The organism is Prosthecobacter fluviatilis (genome assembly GCF_055388355.1).
Window position 1 is genome coordinate 3,508,194 of the sequence record NZ_AP043782.1, and the last position, 21,174, is coordinate 3,529,367.

A 21,174-nucleotide genomic window follows, 5' to 3' on the forward strand; every position below is an offset into this window, starting at 1 on the left:
GGATCAGTGCCAGCCAGTGTCCCCTCAGTGGCCCAAAAACTCCGGCCCCCCGCTTGGTCCAGATCAGATCTCTGTGCCCTCGGCTTGGACCCTGTGGTGAAAACAACATCACTTCCATCAGCCTCAGCGCCTCCTTGAACCCGCCGGACCATCCCCACCCATCCGGGCGAATGGCATCGAGCATCAGTCCATCAAAACGCGATTGCGCGGCTCCACAACGCCGTCAAAAACCAAGAACCAAGAACCAAGAACCAAGAACAGAGTCCTCGATCCCGCAACCAACCTGCAACATTGCCAGATCCGACACACCCAAACGCCCCTTTGTCCACACCCGTCACCATGACGATTCTTGACCTCCCTCACCCCTGGGCACCCTTCATCGCTTTCGCCCAGGCCCCCACCTCCTCCGGGGCCACCGCCGTCGGGTCCGCCGCTTTCACAGTCTTCCAGGTCTTCAGGGCGAACTCCGCCATGTACTCCAGGTAATCCGGCTCCAGCCTGGACGACGGCTCCGCCAGCGTCTGCCGCCAGGCATCCCGCGCATGCGCCAGGGCCTCCTGGAAACGCTTCTGTTTCAGTCGGATACGCGTCATCTCCCGCAGATCGTCCAAACGGTTCTTGTAGCTCGCGTTGTGCTCCGCGTGGTTCTCGTAGATCTGGTGGTGAAGCTGCCAGGACTCCTCCAGGTGCCCCGCCGCCTCCTCCGCCCCGGCCAGCGCCGCCAGCGCCCGCGTCATGAGCGTCTCCGTGCCCCCCTGCTGCGCCACCCGCAGCCCCTCCCTCGCAGCGGCCAGCGCTGCATCGAACTGCTTCAGGCTGCGATACGCTGCACTTTGAATCTCAAACGCCGCCTGCAGATGCTCCCGCAGGGTGTCCGCCCGCGCGTCCTCCTGGGAGATGGCCGCAGTCCGCGCCTGGATGAGCGTCAGGGCCTCCTCCGCCTGGGCGATGGCCTCCCGGTGCCGCCCGGCGCGGTTTTCGATCTCCGCCAGCCAGACCATCTGATGCGGCAGGTCGGCGCTGTCCGGCTCCGTCTTCTTCAGGCCCTGCACCCGTTTGCCCTGCAGTTCCGCAGCACGCGCCAGGTTGCCACGATGGATCATGAGCTCCACCATCCGTGTGTCGAACTCCCACTGGTGGTCCGGGAGATCTCCCCGCCGTGTGGCCAGGGCGATGCACTCCTGGATCTGCTTCTCCGCCGCATCATACTCCCGCGCGGCCTCCAGCGCCTCGGCATGCGACATGAGAATCTTGTGCAGTTCCGTGCCACTGAGCGCCTTCTGCCGCGCCACAGCCACCGCCTCCGCACTGGCCTGGGCGGCATCCTGCCCCCGGCGCAGCTTGATCCACGCACGCACCAGCATCCCCTGCGCCCGGAACCAGACCGCGCTGCCCCGCCCCTCATGCTGCTCGATGTGGCTGCGCAGAGCCTTCAGCAGGTCCACCGCCTCGATCCGTGAGCCGTGATCCACGGCCATGATGATGTGCTGGAAGGCGGCCTCGCGCGCGGCGGGATTTTCCGGCCCCAGCCTTGCGGCAGAAAGCTCCGCCGTGCGTCGCAGTGCCACCAGCGACAGCTTGCGGTCGCTCATCAGATCAAACAGGCGGGCCACCTGGTTCATGAGCTCGATCTGCAGGTCCGGGTCCTGCCGCATGTCCTCGATGCGCTGCTGGCTGGTGATGAGCGCCAGCCGCAATGCCTCCGGGTTCCGCCCGTTGCGCACCTCTTCAGCCACTTCCTTGAGCAGGTCCGTGAGGAAGGTGGCGGACTCCCGGCTGCGCAGCGCCTCGGACTCCGCCCGCCCCTGCGCCTCGCGCGCCAGCTTCGCCTGCCAGATGGCCACGCCCGCCCCTGTGACCAAGGCAAGCACGCTGACGCAAGCCGCCGCAAAGGCCACCCGGTGGCGCCTGATCCAGCGCGAGGCGATGTAGCGCCGGCTGGGCGGATGCGCGGAGACCGGCGCACCCTCCAGAAAGCATTGAAGATCAGCGGCAAACTCCGCCGCGCTCTGGTACCGGCGCTGCGGCTCCTTTTCCAGCGCACGCAGGGCGATCCAGTCGAGGTCCGCCGGGAGCTGGGACACATCCATGCGCCTCTCAGCGCCGGGCTCAGGCGCAGGAAGGATCCGGGTGGTGAAACTGGTGGAAGGACGTGGCGGATTTTTGTCACGAACAAGGCGCCAGAACTCCTGCCGGGTCTGGCCCTGCTGGGTCACCTCCGCAAAGGGCGGGTGGCCGGCGAGCATCTCGTACAGCACCGTGCCCAGCGCGTAGATGTCGCTCCGCGTGTCCACGCTGCCCACGTCCTCGATCTGCTCCGGGGACATGTACTGCGGGGTGCCGAGAATGAAATTCGCCTGCGTGGCGAAGGTCATGCCCTGGACATCTCCGGAGGCGAGGACCTTGGCGATGCCAAAATCGATGATCTTGGGCACCGGCCTGCCATCCACTTCCAAAACAAGGATGTTCGAAGGCTTCAGATCCCGGTGGATGACGCCCTTCTGGTGCGCGTGCTGCACACCGCTGCAGACCTCCCGAAAGAGGCGGATGCGCTCCTTCAGCGGCAGGTGGTGCTCTTCGCAAAACGCGGTGATGGGCCTGCCGCGCAGCAGCTCCATCACAAAAAACGGCCGCCCGTCCGGGGACATGCCTGCATCCAGAATCGTCGTGATGCACGGATGTTCCATCGCCGCGAGCATCCGGCGCTCCTGCTCGAACCGCGCGAGCACCTGGCGGGAGTCCATGCCACGCTTCAGGAGCTTCAGCGCCACCTCCCGCTTCACCGGCTGGGACTGCTCCGCCCGCCAGACGATGCCAAAGCCCCCTTCGCCCAGCTTTTCCACCAGCCGGTAGGGGCCGAGCTGGGAGCCGGGCTTTTCATCGCCCGCCTCCAGGGGCTCGAGGCCGCCCCCCAGCATAGCGGCGGCGGCTTCATCAGAGAAGGCATGGGAGGCGTCAGACATGGACGAAGGCAGAACTGAATATCCTTAAGAACGGGGAATGATCCATCAATTCATGCAGCGAGTGCTTTGCCGCATTGACCAAGCCCCTCCTCGCGCTTCACTGACCGGCATGACTCCCCTTCACCACCTCCGCGCCGGCATCATCGGCACCGGCTTCATCGGCCCCGTTCATATTGAGGCACTTAAGCGACTCGGCGTGACCGTGAACGGCATCTGCGGCTCCACCAAAAGCGCGCGCCAGGTGGGCAATCTGTGGGGCATCCCGGAAATCTACGGCGACTACGACCATGAGGCCATGTATGCCAGCCCGAACATCGACGTGGTGCACATCACCTCCCCCAACAAGGTGCATGTGGAGCAGTGCCTGCAGGCCCTGGAGATGGGCAAGCACGTGATCTGCGAAAAACCGCTGGGCATGACCGCGAAGGACACCCAGCTCGTCGTCGATGCCGTGCGCAAGGGCGGCAAGAAGGGCCCGGTTTTTGCAGTGAACTACGTGTGCCGATTCTTTCCCGCCATCCTCCAGATGCGCGCCATGGTCGCTCGCGGCGACCTCGGCAAAATCATCCACGTCCAAGGCCACTTCTTCCAGGACTGGCTGCTGCATGAAACGGACTACAACTGGCGCATCCTTGCAAGCGAAGGCGGCAAACTGCGCGCCGTGGGAGATGTCGGCACCCATTGGATCGACGCCGTGAGCTTTGTGCTCGGCGCGAAGGCTCAGAGCGTCTTTGCCCACGTGGAAACCTTCTACAAAACACGCAAGCGCCCGAAGGGTGAGGTGAAGACCTTTTCCAAAGTGGACCCCAAGAAGATGGTGGACTACAAGGTGGATACGGAAGACTTCGGCAGCGTGCTGCTGAAATTTGGCAAGGCGAAGCACGGCTTTGCAGATGGGGTGCATGCGAATGCCAGCATCTCCCAAGTGGCGGCAGGTTGGAAATGCAGCCTGAGCTTCGGCATCTACGGCACCAAGGGCAGCGTGCGCTGGGACCTGCAGCAGCCGAACGAGATCCTGGTGGGACGGCGCGATGAGCCGAACCAGATCATGCACCGTGGCACCCCCGGCTTCCTCGAAGACGTCTCCAACTACACCGACTATCCGCCCGGACATGCGGAAGGTTTCAGCGACGCGCACAAGATGCACTACCGTGCCGTGTATGAGCACATCGCGAGCGGAAAACAGACACCAGTGCTGTTTGCGACGGCCGAGGACGGCCACCATGAGATCAAGCTCTGCGAGGCGATGCTGGAGAGCACCGAGAAAGGTGCGTGGGTGAAGGTGTAGAGGGGCTGTGTTTGCGCACGCTTCACCGGCTCGAAAGCGGTAGCTGCGCTCGTTCCTCGCTGCGCAACCGCACTCCAAAATGCTGTCGCGTTCTAGCCGATGCCGAGAGCTTTGCGAATCGCCAACGCGTCTTCGAGTGCTTTTGCGATGGTATCTCCTAATACGGTGAAGTGGCCCATTTTGCGGCGGGGGCGGGCTTCGCGTTTGCCGTAGAGGTGGAGCTTGGCGAGGAGGTGATTGAGGACGGGGGACCAGTCGGGGTGGACGAGGGGGGCAGGCCAGACGTCGCCGAGGAGATTGACCATCACCGCCGGTGTGTGCTGGGAGGCGTCTCCCAGCGGGAGGCCGCAGACGGCGCGCTGCTGCTGCTGGAACTGATTGGTGCGGCAGGCATCAATGGTGTAGTGGCCGCTGTTGTGCGGCCGTGGGGCGATCTCGTTAACGATGACTTTGCCGTCGGTGGTGACGAACATTTCGACGGCCATGGTGCCGACGTAGTCGAGGCCTTCGGCGACGGCTTTCCAGAGATCGAGAGCCTGCTCAGTAATTTTGGGATCGACGCGGGCGGGAGAGATGGTGACGTCGAGGATGTGGTGGGTGTGCTGGTTCTCGACGCAGCCGTGAGTGGCCATCTGGCCTGAGATGCTGCGGGCACCGACGACGGAGACTTCGCAGACGAAGGAGACCCACTGCTCGACGACGGCGCGCTGGCCGGTGAAGCCGCTCCAGGCCTGGGCGAGGTCGGTTTCGGCGGTGACTTTGCACTGGCCTTTGCCGTCGTAGCCGAAGGCGGCGGTCTTGATGACGCAGGGGCGGCCGAGCTCGGCGACGGCGGCCTCAAGTCCAGCGAGGTCGTCGATGACGCGGAAGGGGGCGCAGGCGATGCCCTGATCGCGAAGAAAGTTTTTTTCGCGCTCGCGGTGCTGGGTGGTGATGAGGGCCTTGGCACCGGGGCGGAGAGGCTTCACGGCCTCAACAGCGGCGAGGCAGGAGGCGGGGATGTTTTCGAACTCGGCGGTGACGACATCGACCTGCTGCAGGAAGTTATTCAGGGCGTCGGTGTCGGAGTAGGGGGCGTTGATCTCGACGTCGGCATACTGCCCTGCGGGGCAGCCGTGGGGCTCGTCGGTAAAGATGGCGACGCGGTGTCCGGCGCGGCGGGCCTCCAGGGCGAGCATGCGGCCGAGCTGGCCGCCGCCGAGGACGCCGATGGTCGAGGGGGGCGGGAACTTCATGCCTGGGGTTCGACTTCGAGTTCCTTCTGGCTTTCGAGCACCTTCTTGGTCTGGCGCTTGCGGAAGGCCTCCAGCTTGGCGGTGAGGCCGGGGCTGTCTGCTGCGAGCATGGAGACGGCAAAGAGGCCGGCATTGATGGCGCCGGCGCTGCCGATGGCGAAGGTGGCGACGGGAATGCCGCCGGGCATCTGGACGATGGAGTAGAGGCTGTCCACCCCGCTGAGGGCACGGCTCTGGACGGGGACGCCGAGGACGGGGATGAGGGTCATGCTGGCGGTCATGCCGGGGAGATGGGCGGCGCCGCCGGCGCCGGCGATGATGCACTTGAGCCCGCGCTCGGAGGCGGTGGTGGCGTAGTCGTAGAGGAGCTGGGGGGTGCGGTGGGCGCTGACGACTTTCTTTTCAAAGGGCACGCCAAATTCCTGCAGCACCTCGGCGGCGTTTTTGAGGGTGGGCCAGTCGGAACTGGACCCCATGATGATGCCCACGAGGGGCTGGTCGGAGGCTTTGATGCTCATCGGGAAAGGTGGTCAAAATGGCGGGGCGGGGGGCCGGGCACAAATTTTTTCTGGCTGAGATTTGCGGCCCGTCCATAAATGCCGCCCATGATTGCAGAATTCAACCGCAGGCAGGTGGTGTGGGGGGTGCTAGGTATCGCGGGCGCTCTGGTCTGCTATGTGCTTGCCTGGCTGTTTTTCAGATATGGCGCGGCGATGGCCCTGCATGCATTCGGTTTTTCGACCGGGTCCGCTCCCTGGCTTGCCTTTGCGGCGCTGGGAGGCATCTCCTTCAGCGGGTGGCGGACCTGGAAAAAAGACGAGGGATTCCAAAGCTACTCCGAGTCTGTCTTTTACCATGATCTGGGGAGTGCTGCAGATACGGCGGGCGCGCATATTGTGGATCACTATGCAGGCCAGGTCACCGGGCCTGCCTATGTTTTGAGCCAGTTGTTTCTGGGCGGACCGCTTTTGCTGCTGAAGAGCATTCATCGCCTGCGGAGCCGCATCCCAGATGATGCCGGACTGGAGCCGAAGCTCGCCCATCTGCTGGCGGTGCTACATGCGGCGGGCAAGTGGCAGGGACTGGCGGATTACCCGGGGCAGGAGCGGGAGGTTTTTCTGCTGAACCGCATGAAGAAGATCGACTTCAGCCAGCACAAGGGCAAGGTTCGTTTCAAAGCCAGAACATCCGATGGAATTTAACTTTGAATGGAGACGGCTGGTGCTGCTGGCGGCTTTACTGGGAGGTTTTGCCTTCATAGGTGGCTTTTCCGTGCCGCAGACGGATGAAGATCACTCACCAGCCAGGGCGCGAAAAGCGTGGTTCTATTGTGTCCTGCTGTTTGCCACTGGTGCGGCGTCTGCGAGCGTGGTGGACCATTACACCGGGGGCATGAGCTATTCGAACCTGCGCTCAGTTTACATCCTCTTCGGGGCTCTGCTGATGGTTGCAGGAGTGCTGTGGTTAAAACTTCTGAAGCGGGAGCTCGTCAGGCCACCGCCATTGGCCGGGATGATCGTTTACCAAGGGCCTTGCCGGAGGGCACAGGCTGTGGCAAGCAGGATGCCATGACCTTCCTCGACAAACTGAATCAGCGCATTGCCAAAACTGGATCGAACCTGTGCGTGGGGCTGGATGTGAGGGCGGAGAATGCGGAGGAGAGCACGAAGCGGTGGATTCTGGACGTGATCGAGCAGACGGCGCCGTATGCGGCGGCGTTCAAGCCGAACTCGGCGTACTTTGAGGCGCTGGGCTGGCGGGGGATGAAGATGCTGGAGGAGATTTTGCAGGAGATCCCGAAGGAGATCCCGGTGGTGCTGGATGTGAAGCGTGGAGACATCGGCGAGACGCAGGGCTATTATGCGAAGGCCTGTTTTGAGGCGATGAACGTGGATGCGGTGACGCTGAACGCCTACATGGGCCGGGACACGCTGGAGCCTTTCCTGAAATACGCGGACAAGGGACTGTACCTGCTGGGGGTGACCTCAAACCCCGGGGCGAAGGACATCGAGCTGCAGCCCACTGGCGACCGCCAGGTGTACGAGCTGGTGGCCGCGATGACGGCAGGGCACCCGCAGGCGGGGCTGGTGGTGGGGCTGACGAATGCGGCACCGAATGTGCTGGACCACATCCCGGATGTACCGCTGCTGATCCCGGGCCTGGGAGCGCAGGGGGGAGACCTGGCGGCGCTGAAAGGGAGCGGGCGGAAGGCTCCGCTGCTGGTGAATGTTTCCCGAGGGGTTCTTTATCAAAAGGATGAACTGAGCTTCGCCGCACGGGCGGAATACTGGATGAAGCAGATTCAAGGGGCGCTGAGCTGAGCCTTTCAATTGTGATAATGACAAAAACGATACGCTGATGGCGCTTGCTTGAAGCGTATTCAGGAGGATGGGTGAGGCACACCCGCCTCATATACAACCGTCTTCATGGTTTTTGACCTTAACGAGCACCTCAAAACGCCCCTTCAGCGCCGGATCTACCGACTGATCGGTCCCGCCTTGGAAACGGCGCTGGGGCTGCGTGGCTTTGAGGCTTGCTACCAGGAGTCTGCGCGGCTTTTCAAGATGCACCCGCAGCACCCGAATGTGTTTGCGTGGTTTGACTCGGTGTCGCATGCGCTGCAGCTGCAGGAGGAGGTGGACCTGCCGACGGATTTTGCCTTTCCGAAGCAGGGGCCGCTGATCATCGTGGCGAATCACCCGTTTGGCGTGATTGACCCGGTGATGCTGGCGCGCTGGGCGGGGCAGTTCCGGCCTGACCTGAAGGTGATGACGAACTCGCTGCTGCTGGCGATGAAAGAGCTGTCAGATCACGTGATTCCGGTGGACCCGTTTGGGGGAGAGGGTGCTGCGAAACGCAACCTGGCACCGATGAAGGAGGCGATCCGGCTGCTGCGCGGCGGGGGTGCGCTGGTCATTTTCCCGGCTGGTGAGGTGGCCTCCTACAAACCTGGACGCGGCATCGATGAACCGGCCTGGAGCAACCATGTGGGGTCTCTGGTGCGGCGGACGCAGGCGACGGTGCTGCCGGTGTATTTCCCGGGCTCGAACAGCGCGCTGTTTCACGCTGCGGGGATGATCCACCCGCGGCTGCGCACGACGCTGCTGCTGCGCGAGTTTTGCAACCGGGCGAACACGCCGGTGCCGATGCGCGTGGGGCAGCCGATCCCGTATTCGCGCCTGAAGAAATTTGAGGATGATGAGTCCCTGACGCGGTACCTGCGCATCCACACCTTTGTGCTGCACCAGCGTGGCAAGGAGCAGACCGCCAAGCTGACGGTGGAGGGGCAGAACGTGAGCATCACGCCGCCGTCTGAAACGCAGCAGGAGCACATGGTGGAGGAGATCGACCGGATCCGTGCGCGAGGGGGGCGTCTGGTGGGGCAGGGCAATCTGTCCGTCTATCAGGCGCATTCACACGAGATCCCGGTGCTGCTGCCGGAGATCGGGCGGCTGCGCGAAGTGACCTTCCGCGAGGTGGGTGAAGGCACGGGCAACGACATCGACCTGGACAAATACGACCGGTACTACGAGCACCTGATCCTGTGGGATGAGGAGAAGGAACAGGTGGCGGGCGCGTACCGTCTGGGCCGTGCGGACGTGATTCTGCGCGAGTATGGCTCGAAGGGACTGTACACGAGCACGCTGTTCCGGTTTGAGAAGCCGTTCCTGGCGAATCTGGAGCATGCGGTGGAGATGGGGCGGAGCTTCATCATCAAGGCCTACCAGCGGAACCTGGCCTCCCTGCCGCTGCTGTGGAAGGGCATCGCGCACTGGGTGGCGCGGAACCCGCACTACAAGAAGCTGTTTGGCCCGGTGAGCATCAGCAAGGACTACAGCAGCCTGTCGCGGAAAATGATCGTGGAGTTTCTGCAGGACAACCGGATGCACCCGCACCTTTCGAGCTTTGTGAAGGCGCGGAACCCTTTCCGCTACATGAGGAACCGGAGGATGATGCGGGAGTTCATCAGCGCGGATCTGCAGAACGTGGACGACTGCTCTGCGCTGATCTCCAGCCTGGAGACGGACGGCAAGGGGATCCCGATCCTGCTGAAGCACTACCTGAAGCTGAATGCGACGCTGCTGAGCTTCAATGTGGACAAGGATTTCTCCTCGGTGGTGGACGGGCTGATCATGGTGGACTTCACCGACATCGACGAGAAGCTGCTGGCCAAGTACATGGGCGAGGAAAACTGCCGTGCGTACCTGGCGAAGATCAAAAAAGAAGCGGCCTGAATCCAGGCCGCTCCGGTTGAGTGATGAATGAGGTGTGAGACGCGCCTTACTTGGCGGTGCCGTTGGAAGCCTCCATTTCGGGCTCGATGAGACCGTAGTCGCCATCCTTGCGACGGAAGAGGAGAGCGAGACGGTGGGTCTGCTGGTTGTGGAAGAGGACGAAGGGGCGGTCGCTGATTTCGAGGTCCATGATGGCCTCGTCTGCATAGAGGGGGCGGATCTTGTATTTTTCCTTGTGCACGTAGGCGGGCTCAATGTGCTCGTCCTCGGTGTGGAGCACTTCCTGATGGAAGACCTGCTCCTCGATGTGGCGGATGGAGACCTCCTTGCGCGGGCGGTGGTTTTTGAGCAGGCGGGTCTTGTACTTGCGCATGCGCCGGGCGATCTTGGAGGCGCTTTCGTCGATGGAGGCGTAGATGTCCTCGGTGACGGACTTCACTTCGATGACGATGTGGTCGGCGCAGAAGAGGATGATTTCAGCGATGTGACGGTGGTGATTCTGGACATCGAGGACGACCTTGGCCTCGATGATACGGGGGTAGTCAAGGTGGAGACCTTCGATCTTTTTGTGGGCGTAATCACGGATCGCATCGGTGACGTCCATATGACGTGCGGTGACGATGATGGGGAGGTTGACGTTGTGTTTTTGCATGGTGGTTCTCCTTTTTGGGTTGGACAAAATTTACATGGTGAAGCCTTCACCGAGGTAGAGGCGGCGGGCCTCGTCGTCCTGGACGAGGAAATCTTTGCTGCCGTGGCGGCGGACGCGGCCCTCAAAGATGAGGTAGGCGCGGTCCACGATGTTGAGGGTCTCACGGACGTTGTGGTCAGTGATGAGAATGGCGAGGCCCGCACTGCGAAGCATGCGGATGATCTCCTGGATTTCGCTGACGGCGATGGGGTCAACGCCGCTGAAGGGCTCATCGAGCATGAGGAGCTTGGGCGAGGTGACGAGGGAGCGTGCGATGGTGAGGCGGCGCTTTTCGCCACCGCTGAGGGTGATGGCGAGGTTGTCGGCGACGTGGTCGATGCCGAACTTTTCCATGAGGGACTGGGTCTGCTCCTCGCGCTCGGCCTTGGAGTAGGGCTGGGTCTCCATGACGCCCATGATGTTTTCCCGGACGGTGAGACGGCGGAAGATGGACTCCTCCTGGGGGAGGTAGCCCATGCCGAGCCTGGAGCGCATGTACATGGGCTGGTGGGTGGTGTCCTTGCCGTCGAACATGACCTTGCCGCCATTGGGCTGCACGAGGCCGACGATCATGTAGAAGGTGGTGGTCTTGCCGGCGCCGTTCGGACCGAGCAGGCCGACGATCTCACCGGTTTTGACCTCGATGTCCACGCCATTGACGACGGCGCGGCCGTCATAGACTTTTTTCAGCCCTTCAGTGTGAAGAAGGGTGTTTTTGTCCGGGATGATGGGTGCAGGCATGCCGGGGTCGTGCGAGGCATGCGACCGTGTTTCTGCAAGGTCCAGGGACGGCAGGGAATCCCCGCCGCTGACGTCCTTCATTTTTTTCTTTCGCGAAGCCATGTTCACTGCTGTGCGGGTGCGGGCGAGGCCTGGCCGTTTTTGCGAGGCGCGATCTCGTCTCCCTGGAGAATGATCGTCTCATGGCCACCGGTGGTGGTGAGCTTGCCGGTCTTGTCGATGACCATGATGCAGCCGGCTTCGGTAGCTTTGTGCAGCTGATTGCCGGCCTGGACCTGGGGCCATTCGAGGAGGGTGGTCTGCTCGGTTTTGCCGTCGTAGATGAGGTGCTTGCAGTGGCCGATCTGGAGCTCGCCATCTTCAGAGATTTTTTCGATGGTGACCATGGGGCCGCGGGCGTCTGCTCTGTCGATGGGCGGGGCGGATCTGCCGGTTTTTTTTGCGGGAGCGAGAATGTCCGAGTCCTTGGCGGCGGGTCCGTTTTTGGGGGGCTTGGGAGCACCGAGCACGGAGCCCTGCTGCTTGGTCATGAAGAGCTCGAGCTCCTCGCACTCGATGTACATCTGGGGATGGCGGGCCTTTACATCCCCGGTGTAGATGCCGTAGTTGTTGTTGGCATCGAAGAAAGCGCTTTTCTGGGCGGTGATGTCGATCTGGCCTTTGGTGGCCTTGGGTGCCTCGTCCAGGTTCAAGGGCTGCAAAGGTTTGGGCTGCGGGCCAGAGGGTGGTGGTGGTGGTGGCGTTTCAACGACAGCCACCATGGGGGCTGGGGCTGGGGCTGGGGCTGGCGCAGAAGCAGGGGGGGGTTCTGTGGCGATGGGGGGCGTAGCCGCTGCTGGGCTGGAAGCGGTGCCCTGGCCTTGGATCATCGACTGGGCAGCCTGAAGTGCCTTCTGGCGCATTTCAGCGCTGTCGGGCGAGAGGAGCAGTTCCTTGGCCTTGTCCTTCATCTCATCGGGCACCTGCTTGACGGCCTCCTTGGCAGTATCAATGGCCTTGACCTTGGTTTCTTCGTCGATCTTTTTTTTGCGGAAATCGAACAGAGGGCGTGCGCCGCCGCCCGGGCCTTGTGCCAAAGCGCCGATGCTGCTGATGAGCAGGGCGAGGAGCAGAATGGATGGCGTCTTCATGTCACTTGGTGGGGCGGGATTCAGCGGGGCGTGGTACCTCGCTGCTGAGAGCGCTGCTGTCAAAGATGACCATGTGGATGTTTCCTGTCATGCGTCCCTGATTTTTTGCGGTGTCGTAGATGAGGCTGTCCCCCTCAATGTCGAAGTCGGCATGGCGTACATGGCTGCGCTGGGTGCTGCGGAGGATGCCGCCCGTGCCGGCCATCTGGTAAAAGGCGGTCTTCAGGTCGATGCGGACGTCGTTTTTGGGGTCTGCGCTGAACATCTGGACCACGAGGTTTTCAGCATAGATACGCTCGTCGTCGACACGACGGAGCATGTCTGCGGTGATGAGCATGGTGCGACGGCCGGTGGAGTCGAAGGAGGGGATGACGGCCCCCTTGTTGACGGCTCCGGGGGGGACCATCTGCAAAAAGGCGGCCATGCCGGAGTCTGAGCCGGAACTCTGCTGGCCGAGGGCAAACATGGCGAGGCCTGCCACCACTCCGAGGGTGATGGAGAGTGCGATCCTGCGGCGGTAGAGCCGCTCAAGAGATGTCGCGAACGAGGCCATGAATCTTGCGCAAGGTTTCGACCACTTCGGCGATCTGCGAAAGCGGGATTTGATTGGGGCCGTCTGAGAAGGCTTTGGCGGGGTCCGGGTGGGTCTCCATGAAGACGCCATCACAGCCGGTGGCCACGGCGGCGCGGGCGAGTACGGGGGCGAGCTTGCCATCGCCACCCGTGGCGGTGCCGAGGCCACCGGGGCGCTGGACGCTGTGGGTGGCGTCCATGACGGCGCGGTAGCCGAGCTCGCGCATCCAGTAGAGGGAGCGCATGTCGGCGACGAGGTTGTTGTAGCCGAAGGTGGTGCCGCGCTCGGTGAACATGAAGTTCTGGCAGCCGGAGGCGACGAGCTTGTCGGCGATGTTTTTGACATCCCAAGGGGCCATGAACTGGCCTTTTTTGACGTTCACGGTGCGGCCAGTCTCGCCGGCGGCGACGATGAGGTCGGTCTGGCGGCAGAGGAAGGCGGGGATCTGGAGGAGGTCGATGTGCTCGGCGGCCTGCTTTGCCTCCTCAACGGTGTGGACGTCGGTGGTGACGGGGACGCCGAGCTTGGCGCCGATCTGGGCGAGGAGCTTGCAGCCGGCCTCGCAGCCGAGGCCGCGGTAGGAGGAGATGGCGCTGCGGTTGGCCTTGTCGTAGGAGGCTTTGAAGACCCAGCGCCAGCCGTGCTGCTGCGCCATGGTGCCGAGTTTTTCGGCGATGTCCCAGATGAAGTCTTCGCTCTCGATGACGCAGGGGCCAAGTATGAACACCGGCTCCGTGCCGTCCATGGACACCGATCCTATTTTCACCACCGGAAGAGAGAACAACCCCATAAAAACTTTAAAAATTGATTCTGGGAGCCTCGCTCCAGAATCGGTTTTGAAGTTTCCAACCCCGTTGCGCGGCCCGCTACGTGAATTGTAGCTGGGAGGGGGTGAAAGACAACGGAAGATTCAGCGGATCAGCCATCAAGGCGACGGACTTCGAGCTCGACCTGGAGGGCGGTGGTGGCGCCGGGGGGGCCGTCGAAGTAGCCGGAGATGGGGGCGGCGTCGTGGTAGTCGCGGCCGGTGGCGATCTTGATGTGGCGCTCGTCTGCGAGGGTGGCGTTGGTGGGGTCGAGGCCGAACCAGCCTTTGCCGGGGAGATGGACCTCACACCAGGCATGGGAGGCCTGGGTGCCGCGCAGGTGGGAGTCGGGGCCGTTGTAGAGGTAGCCGCTGATGTAGCGGGCGGGGATGCCGAGGGCGCGGCAGATGCCGATCATGAGGTGCGCGAAGTCCTGGCAGACGCCCTGCCTGCTCTGCAACACCTCGGCCATGTGAGTGGACGAGGTGGTGGTGCTGGGGGAGTACTTCCACTCGCGGTAGATGTAGTTCATCACCGCCTCGGCGGTTTCGAAGACGTCGTTGCTGTCATTGCGGATGTCGATGCCGAGGCGCCAGACTTCGGGGGTGATGGCGATGTAGCGGCTGTCTCCGAGGAAGGGGAGGACCATTTCGTCCATCTCGTCCTTGAGCATCTCGAAGGTGACGCCGAGTGGCTTGCCGTCCTTGTAGGGATTGGTGGTGTTGATGGTGGACTGGGACTCGATGGTCAGGTCCGTGTGCGGCTCGGGGATGTCGAAGTAGTGGACGTAGTTGAGCCAGTTGTCCCGGAAGTGCTGGAGGCGTGCGGGGGGCTTGACGTTGAGCAGGAAGAATTCGAGACGTGACTTGTCGTCGGTGACAGGCCGGAGCCTGACCTCATTGTAGCTGTCGCGCACCGCAGCGCGGTAAACGTAGCGCGTGCGGTGGAAAACTCGGAATCGCATGGCGGTGGAACGGCGGGAGACGCAAGTACGCCGCTATTGCTGCTGCTGTTGCTGTTGGATCTGCGCATCCTCATCGGCATGGGCATGGTAGGCCCCCGGGACGCTGACGATTTCGGGTGCAGGCTCCTCGGCCGGCATGGAGAACTCGGCATGGAGGACAAAGGTCTGGAAGATGGCCTCTCCGATCTGGTTGAGGCGTGTCTGCAGATTGTCGATGTACTCGTGAAGGCCGATGGCGAGCACCTCCTCGACGGTGGTGTAGGCGAGGTCTGCACGCAGACGGCCGACATGGCGCAGAAGGATGGGCATGCCCTGGAGGCCTGCCCCGGTGCAGAGAGCCTGGAGGGCACCCTCCGCCTCCGCCACGCAGTAGGCGATGGAGCGGGGGAAGGTCTCGTCGAGCAGGAGGTATTCGATGATTTTTGCCGGGTCCTGCTTGCTGCATTTGGTCTGGAAGGCATGCCAGGCGGAGCAGGAGCGCAGGAGGGCGGCCCAGCGCAGGGGGCGGGCCTTGGGAGAAGGTGGCATCTCCAGGGAGAGGCCGGAGCAGGTGTCGAGAAGACGGGAGACCTTGTCCGCTCGCTCCAGGCAGGTGCCGACGCGTAGAAAATACCAGATTTCGCCGCGCGGGGTGGTGGAGTCTGCGACGCCCTGGAACTCGTAGGAGCCGCGGAGCACGCGCTCGTAAAAAGCAGCGCTCTGGGTGCGGTGCATGGCCTTGCCCTCGGCGGACTCGACGAAGAGGCGCAGGGAATTGAGAGACTCCCAGATCTCGTCGGAGATCTGGTCGCGCACGGTGCGGGCGTTTTCACGCGCGGCGCGGATGCTGTTGAGCATGGAGTTGGGATTGTCCGCACGGAGGGCGAGGAAGTCGGTGACGTCCTTGCCTTTGACTTTTTTGTGCAGTCCGAAGTAGGCGTCCTCGTCTCCGGTGGTGGCGAGGAGGGGCTGCCAGAACTGTGCTTCATCCACGCCCTCGGCTCCGGCATCGAGCAGGAGATCCTGCGTGGAAAGGAGGAGGCGTGAGAGGTTTTCGGCGCGCTCGACATAGCGTGCCATCCAGTAAATGCTGTCTGCGACTCGGCTAAGCATGGCGTGTGATCAGGCGGCGGGTGAGGTTTCGGCAGGTGCGTCCAGGGGGTCGTCCCAGAGGACCCAGGTGTCCTTGCTGCCTCCGCCCTGGGAGGAGTTCACGACGAGAGAGCCTTTTTTGAGCGCGACGCGGGTGAGGCCGCCGGGGACGACGCGCACGCGGTCGCCGCAGAGCACGTAGGGGCGCAGGTCGATGTGGCGGCCCTCGAAGTGGTCGTCCACAAAGACGGGGTGGCGGGAGAGCTGAAGAACGGGCTGCGCGATGTAGTTGCGCGGGTTCTTCTTGATGCGCTCGGCGAATTCGGAACGCTCTTTTTTGGAGGCGTGGGGACCCATGAGCATGCCATAGCCGCCGGATTCGTTGACGGCCTTGACGACGAGCTTGTCGAGGTTGTCGAGGATGTAGGAGCACTCCTTTTCGTCCACGCCAAGGTGCGTGGGCACGTTGGGGAGGATGGGGTCCTGATCGAGGTAGTATTTGATCATCTTCGGCACGAGCGCATAGACGGCTTTGTCGTCGGCGACGCCGGTACCGATGGAGTTGGCGAGGGCGACGTTGCCTTTGCGGTAGGCATTGATGATGCCGGGGACGCCGAGGAGGGAGTCCTTGCGGAAGACGAGGGGGTCGAGGAAGTCGTCGTCGATGCGGCGGTAGATGACGTGGACCTGCTCCAGGCCTTTCGTCGTGCGCATGAAGACGCGATCATTGCGGATGATGAGATCGCGGCCTTCGACGATGGGCACGCCCATCTGCTTGGCGAGGTAGCAGTGCTCGAAGTAGGCGCTGTTGTAGATGCCGGGCGTGAGGACGACGATGACGGGATCGAGCACGCTGCTGGGAGCGAGGTGCGCGAGGGTCTCCCGCAGCATGGAGCCGTAGGCGTCCACGGGGCGTACGGGGAGCGACTGAAGCAGGCCGGGGAAGGCGCGCTTCATGGCGTTGCGATTCTCCAGCATGTAGGAGGCGCCGGAGGGGCAGCGGCCGTTGTCCTCGAGGACGTAGTAGTCGCCTTTGTCATCGCGGACGAGGTCGGTGCCGCAGATGTGGATGTAGATGCCGTGGGGCACCTTGATGCCACGGAACTCGGGCCGGTAATGAGAGGCGGAGAGCACGAGGTCTGCGGGCACGGCCTTGTCATTGATGATCTTCTGACCGTGATAGACATCGTTGAGGAAGAGATTCAGGGCGGTGATGCGCTGAATCAGTCCGGCCTCCACCGTCTCCCATTCACGCTGCGGGATGATCCGCGGCATGAGGTCGAAGGGGAAGATGCGTTCGGTACCCTGGTCATCGCCATAGACGGTGAATGTGACGCCCTGACGGAGGAAGGCGGCATCCACAGCCTTTTGGCGTGCAGAATATTCGGACGGAGTGAGTGAACCTACACTATCAAGCATGGCTCCGTAGTGCGTGCGCGTCTTCCCTGGTTTGGAAAACACCTCGTCGAAGAAGCTCTCTGGTTGGTAGTCGTTAAACAGTGACGACATGGGACCTTATTAATTAGCAGCCCCTGTGCCAGAGTTTCAATCGCTTTAAAAATACGTGGGGAAGCCGGGGAGATGGACATCTAGCGCAGCGCAAAAGACCTTTCCGTTGAGAAGGCTGTCCATGGTGATACCACGCACAGCTGAAAACGGGTCTCAGGGGTGAAAGCCAGCATTCCATGCGGCCAGCCAGCGCTCCGGAGGAGTGGGATCGTCCCGATCCCACACGTTCCCGCATCCACCCTGCGCCCTCGCAGATCCACGAACACGCTGCAGGTGGGGGGATCAAGATGATCCCCCTCCGTCGGATGGTGCCTCCACCTTCAGACCCGTTTTCATCGCATCGTGGTATGAGAAAGCCTTGGGCTACGGCGCGGCTGGCTGAGGGCAGCCAGCCGGGCATGTGCCGCTTATTTCTCTGCTTCTCCCAAGGAGCCCGAGCCGGGTCAGTCGCCGACGGGCTCGACATCGACGCCGACGCCGACGGTGTGCCTGCCGCCGCCGGTGATGATGCCGCGAACGGGGCTGACGTCTGAGAAGTCGCGCCCGATGGCCACGGTGATGTGGTCGAGGGAGGTGAAGCAGCTGTTGGTGGGATCAAAGTCCACCCAGCCGAAACCGGGCACGAAACAGGAGGCCCAGGCATGCGAGGCGTCCACGCCTACCAGCCGGGGCTTGCCTGCAGGCGGATGGGTACGGAGATAACCGCTGACATAACGCGCCGGCAGGCCGATGGCGCGAAGGCTGGCGATGGAGAGATGGGCGAAGTCCTGGCAGACGCCGCGCTTCTTTTCCAGCACCTCCTTGAGCGGCGTGCTGATGGTGGTGGCCTTGGGGTCGAAAACGAACTCCTTGTAGATGCGGCGGAAGAGATCCGCCGTGGCGGCGAGAAGAGGGCGGCCTTTGGTGAAGCTGGGGAGCGCGAAATCGCGCAGCTGCATCTCGGGCACCAGGAGGGGGCTGACGTAAACGTACTGGCAGGGGTCGAGCAGGTCTGCGGAAACGGGATCACGGAACAGGGCTGCCACCTCCTCCCAAGGGGGCGTCTGCTGAGGGTCGGGCTGCAGCACGGGTGTGAGGGAGACGAAGCTGCGGGAGGTGACCTCGAAGTGATTGTGCAGCTTTTGCACGGAGAAGCTGGCGACCTGATTGCCGAAGGAGTCGATGTGCTCGGTGCAGAGATCAGGCTCAGGGTCAAAGCTGAGGCTGAACTCCAGGCAGCGCTGAGTCTCGGTGTCCCGGGGGCAGAGCCGCGCGGCATGGTGTGAGACAGCCACCTGCGAGCTGTAGCTGTATGTGGTGCGATGGGTGATGCGGTATTTCATCACGTGGTCGCGGTTTCAGCAGCCGGAGACGCATCGCTGCTGCTGATGGTGGAGTGTGCAAAGTAGGAGGCGGTCAGCGCATCATTGAGCTGGGGCATGGCGTCGATGAGCTGGGTGAGCAGACGGTCCACCTGAGACTGGGACCAGGCGCCGTGCTCCACGCGTGCGAGCTCGGTGGGGTCGCAGAGCTGGAGGCGGGTGCTGTTTTCCAGGAAGATGCGCATGGCCGGGGTGAGGAGCGCGGATTTCTGCTCGTGAGGGAGGTGCTCGAACTGCTGGCGGATGCGCTCAAACTGGAAGCGGAGGCCGCGGGGGTTGAGCTCGTCGAGCATGAGGAGGTCATACACGGCGGCGAGCTGGGGGAGGAGGCTGTAGCGGTTGCGGTAGGTGATGGTGCTGTCTCCGACCTCCAGGATGGCCTCCAGGAGGCTGGGGTTTTCAGCATCGGCGCTGCGGAGCCCGGCGCGCAGCAGCTCGCAGATGTAAACGGTGCGCTCCAGGCGGTGGCCGATGTCGAGGAACATCCAGCCCTGGGCGCGCGTCATGTTTTCCTTGGCGAGGCCATGGAAGGAGGCGAGCTCAAGGATGATGCGGGTGAGCACGTTGAGAGCGTCTGCCATGGGCGTGACGCTGGGCGTGCTTTCATAGGTGTCCCAGGCGTCTCCGAGCTGGCTGATGATGCGCCAGGTGTCGATGGAGATGCGATCCCGCAGCAGCACGCCGATGCGCTGGATGTGGGCCACGCAGGAACGGACGCTGGAGGGATGATCGGGGTCGAAGATGGCCTCCAGCAGACGGGCCTCAAGCTGCTCCTGCTGGGAGGCGAGGGCGGCGACGTCTGTGACGTCATCGAGCACGGTGAGTTTTTTGAGCGCTTCGAGCAGAGGAAGAAGGAGCGGGGTCTCGCTCATGCCGCTCTCGGGCGAGCAGCGCAGGAGGGTGGAGCGCAGCAGGCGGGCGCTGGACTCAGCGCGCTCGGCGTAGCGACCAAGCCAGTAGAGATGATTGGCGACGCGGCTGCCGAGATTGTGCCCGGTGCGGCGGAGCTCCACCGGCGTGCTGGTGTTGGAGAGCAGCGTGACGTTGTCCACGGGGCCGTCGCTGAGGACCCAGGTGTCCTTGGTGGTGCCGCCCTTCTGCATGGAGACCACGGAGGAGTCAGTTTTGGCGGCCACGCGCGTGAGGCCGCCGGGCATGACCATGTAGCCGTCCTGGGTGGCGACGAGATAGACGCGCACGCTGACGGGCTTGTGCACGAGGTGGCCGTCGTCCCAGACGGGGGCGGTGGAGAAGGAGATTTTTTCCTGCGCGGCCCAGCGGTCTGGCGCGAAGCGCATGCGCTCGATGAGGGCGGCGCGCTCGGCCGCAGTGAGGTGTTCGCCAAAATTGATCTCGCGGCCGCGGACCTTGAAGGCGTTTTTGATGACCAGGCGTTCGATGTTTTTCTCCACCTCGGCCTTCGGATTCTCCTGGCCGCACCACCAGGTGGCGACGGAGGGCATGAGAAGATCTTCACCGAGGAGCTTGCGACTGAGGCTGGGGAGGAAGGCCATCATGGCCGGGGCTTCGACGAGACCGGAGCCGAGGGAGTTGGCCAGGGCCACATTGCCGGCACGCACGGCGCGGACGAGACCGGGGACGCCGAGCATGGAGTCATTGCGAAGCTCCAGGGGGTCGCAGAAGTCGTCGTCCACGCGGCGGAGGATGACGTCCACGGGCTCCAGGCCATTGAGGGTCTTCTGATAGACGCGGTCGTCGCGGACGGTGAGGTCTTCACCCTCAACGAGCGTGTAACCGAGGTAGCGGGCCAGGTAGGCCTGCTCGAAGTAGGTCTCATTGTAGGGCCCGGGTGTGAGCAGCACGACGCGGGGCTCCTCCACGGGACGTGGGGCGAGGGCGGCGAGGGACTGCTGCATCTGGCGGAAGAAACCGGCGAGACGACGCACGCGCGCATCACGGAAGACCTCGGGCAGCAGGCGGGAGGTGATGAGGCGGTTTTCCAGAGCGTAGCCGGAGCCGGTGGGAATCTGGGTGCGGTCTGAGATGACCCACCACTGGCCATCGAGTGCGCGAACGATGTCGGCACCATAGACCTGGAGCGGCTTGTTGCCGGGCACCTTGATGCCATGGCAGGCGCGGATGTAGCTGGGCTGGGCGAGCACCATGGCCGCAGGCATGCTGCCGTCCTTGATGAGCTGCTGGGGGCCGTAGCTGTCTGTCAAAATGGCATTGAGCAGCGTGGCGCGCTGGATGAGCGCTTTTTCGATGCCCTCCCATTCGCGGGCGGAGATGACAAAGGGGACGGGGTCCATCTGCCAGGGGGTGTCGAGACCCTTGGCGTCGTAGATGTTGAAAGTGACGCCGCGCTCCGCCAGCAGACGGCGGGCGGTGTCTGCGAGGCGCTTGACCCCGGCGACGTCCCGCTTCTGAAGATCGGAGATGACGGGCTCGTAGTGGGGGCGCAGCTTGCCGGCGGCGTCGCGGAGCTCGTCGTAATGCCCCTCAACCGCCGTGCCGTCGAGCTGCGGCGGAGCGGCCCGAGGGGTGACGGGAGAAGCGGCGGAGGTGGAACTTTGGGATTGGAAGATCAATGCGTGGTCGGAGATGGCGGATGGTGCGGACAGTAGGAACCGTTGGCAGCAGCG

General features: G+C 63.1%; 18 protein-coding genes. 5 read left to right on the plus strand and 13 right to left on the minus strand.

Features of this window, described 5'->3' with window-relative positions:
* Positions 1-359: 359 nt before the first annotated feature.
* Positions 360-2,963: a serine/threonine-protein kinase gene (locus tag ACZ5WW_RS13570; protein WP_377168440.1), complete on the minus strand. Its 2,604-nt coding sequence runs from the start codon at positions 2,961-2,963 to the stop codon at positions 360-362.
* 109 nt (positions 2,964-3,072) lie between these two features.
* Between ACZ5WW_RS13570 and ACZ5WW_RS13575 the strand changes: the two genes are divergently transcribed.
* On the plus strand, positions 3,073-4,251 hold the full coding sequence (locus tag ACZ5WW_RS13575; RefSeq protein ID WP_377168442.1) for a Gfo/Idh/MocA family protein: 1,179 nt from the start codon (positions 3,073-3,075) through the stop codon (positions 4,249-4,251).
* A gap of 92 nt (positions 4,252-4,343) precedes the next feature.
* Here the strand turns inward: ACZ5WW_RS13575 and ACZ5WW_RS13580 are convergent, their stop codons facing one another.
* Positions 4,344-5,486: a 5-(carboxyamino)imidazole ribonucleotide synthase gene (locus ACZ5WW_RS13580; protein WP_377168444.1), complete on the minus strand. Its 1,143-nt coding sequence runs from the start codon at positions 5,484-5,486 to the stop codon at positions 4,344-4,346.
* Positions 5,483-6,004, minus strand: a complete 522-nt coding sequence (gene purE / locus ACZ5WW_RS13585) for a 5-(carboxyamino)imidazole ribonucleotide mutase (protein ID WP_377168446.1) — start codon at positions 6,002-6,004, stop codon at positions 5,483-5,485. The genes ACZ5WW_RS13580 and purE overlap by 4 nt, the downstream gene beginning before the upstream one ends.
* Positions 6,005-6,091: 87 nt before the next feature.
* Here purE and ACZ5WW_RS13590 point away from each other — a divergent pair, with 87 nt between their 5' ends.
* The 4 genes from ACZ5WW_RS13590 (at position 6,092) to ACZ5WW_RS13605 (ending at position 9,721) form a co-directional block, all read left to right on the plus strand.
* Positions 6,092-6,688 (plus strand): hypothetical protein, encoded by a 597-nt coding sequence (locus ACZ5WW_RS13590; protein ID WP_377168448.1) that lies wholly within the window; start codon positions 6,092-6,094, stop codon positions 6,686-6,688.
* The gene (locus ACZ5WW_RS13595; protein ID WP_377168450.1) at positions 6,678-7,058 is read left to right on the plus strand and encodes a hypothetical protein; all 381 of its coding nucleotides are present in this window, start codon (positions 6,678-6,680) and stop codon (positions 7,056-7,058) included. Before ACZ5WW_RS13590 ends, ACZ5WW_RS13595 begins: the two co-directional genes overlap by 11 nt.
* Positions 7,055-7,807 carry an orotidine-5'-phosphate decarboxylase gene (gene pyrF / locus ACZ5WW_RS13600; RefSeq protein WP_377168452.1) on the plus strand — a complete coding sequence of 251 codons (753 nt, stop codon included), beginning with the start codon at positions 7,055-7,057 and terminating at the stop codon, positions 7,805-7,807. The genes ACZ5WW_RS13595 and pyrF overlap by 4 nt, the downstream gene beginning before the upstream one ends.
* Positions 7,808-7,912: 105 nt before the next feature.
* Positions 7,913-9,721 carry a lysophospholipid acyltransferase family protein gene (locus ACZ5WW_RS13605; protein WP_377168454.1) on the plus strand — a complete coding sequence of 603 codons (1,809 nt, stop codon included), beginning with the start codon at positions 7,913-7,915 and terminating at the stop codon, positions 9,719-9,721.
* Between the two features lie 46 nt (positions 9,722-9,767).
* On the opposite strand, the gene hpf is transcribed toward ACZ5WW_RS13605, so the two are convergent.
* The 10 genes from hpf to ACZ5WW_RS13655 all read right to left on the minus strand — a co-directional run bounded on the left by hpf (position 9,768) and on the right by ACZ5WW_RS13655 (position 21,120).
* Positions 9,768-10,373: a ribosome hibernation-promoting factor, HPF/YfiA family gene (gene hpf, locus ACZ5WW_RS13610; RefSeq protein ID WP_377168456.1), complete on the minus strand. Its 606-nt coding sequence runs from the start codon at positions 10,371-10,373 to the stop codon at positions 9,768-9,770.
* A 30-nt stretch (positions 10,374-10,403) separates the two neighbouring features.
* Positions 10,404-11,153, minus strand: a complete 750-nt coding sequence (gene lptB, locus ACZ5WW_RS13615) for an LPS export ABC transporter ATP-binding protein (protein ID WP_377168458.1) — start codon at positions 11,151-11,153, stop codon at positions 10,404-10,406.
* Positions 11,154-11,257: 104 nt separating this feature from the next.
* Positions 11,258-12,283, minus strand: coding sequence for an LptA/OstA family protein (locus ACZ5WW_RS13620; RefSeq protein WP_377168460.1), 1,026 nt, complete (start codon positions 12,281-12,283; stop codon positions 11,258-11,260).
* 1 nt (position 12,284) lies between these two features.
* A complete protein-coding gene (locus ACZ5WW_RS13625) occupies positions 12,285-12,836 on the minus strand; it encodes a hypothetical protein (RefSeq protein ID WP_377168462.1) in 552 nt (183 codons plus the stop codon).
* A complete protein-coding gene (gene kdsA, locus ACZ5WW_RS13630; RefSeq protein WP_377168464.1) occupies positions 12,811-13,647 on the minus strand; it encodes a 3-deoxy-8-phosphooctulonate synthase in 837 nt (278 codons plus the stop codon). The genes ACZ5WW_RS13625 and kdsA overlap by 26 nt, the downstream gene beginning before the upstream one ends.
* Before the next feature lie 128 nt (positions 13,648-13,775).
* Positions 13,776-14,627, minus strand: a complete 852-nt coding sequence (locus ACZ5WW_RS13635) for a transglutaminase family protein (RefSeq protein WP_377168466.1) — start codon at positions 14,625-14,627, stop codon at positions 13,776-13,778.
* A gap of 33 nt (positions 14,628-14,660) precedes the next feature.
* The gene (locus tag ACZ5WW_RS13640; protein ID WP_377168468.1) at positions 14,661-15,719 is read right to left on the minus strand and encodes an alpha-E domain-containing protein; all 1,059 of its coding nucleotides are present in this window, start codon (positions 15,717-15,719) and stop codon (positions 14,661-14,663) included.
* Between the two features lie 9 nt (positions 15,720-15,728).
* Positions 15,729-17,207: a circularly permuted type 2 ATP-grasp protein gene (locus ACZ5WW_RS13645; protein ID WP_377168470.1), complete on the minus strand. Its 1,479-nt coding sequence runs from the start codon at positions 17,205-17,207 to the stop codon at positions 15,729-15,731.
* A 443-nt stretch (positions 17,208-17,650) separates the two neighbouring features.
* The gene (locus tag ACZ5WW_RS13650) at positions 17,651-18,529 is read right to left on the minus strand and encodes a transglutaminase family protein (RefSeq protein ID WP_377168472.1); all 879 of its coding nucleotides are present in this window, start codon (positions 18,527-18,529) and stop codon (positions 17,651-17,653) included.
* The gene (locus ACZ5WW_RS13655) at positions 18,529-21,120 is read right to left on the minus strand and encodes a circularly permuted type 2 ATP-grasp protein (protein WP_377168474.1); all 2,592 of its coding nucleotides are present in this window, start codon (positions 21,118-21,120) and stop codon (positions 18,529-18,531) included. Before ACZ5WW_RS13655 ends, ACZ5WW_RS13650 begins: the two co-directional genes overlap by 1 nt.
* Positions 21,121-21,174 lie beyond the last annotated feature (54 nt).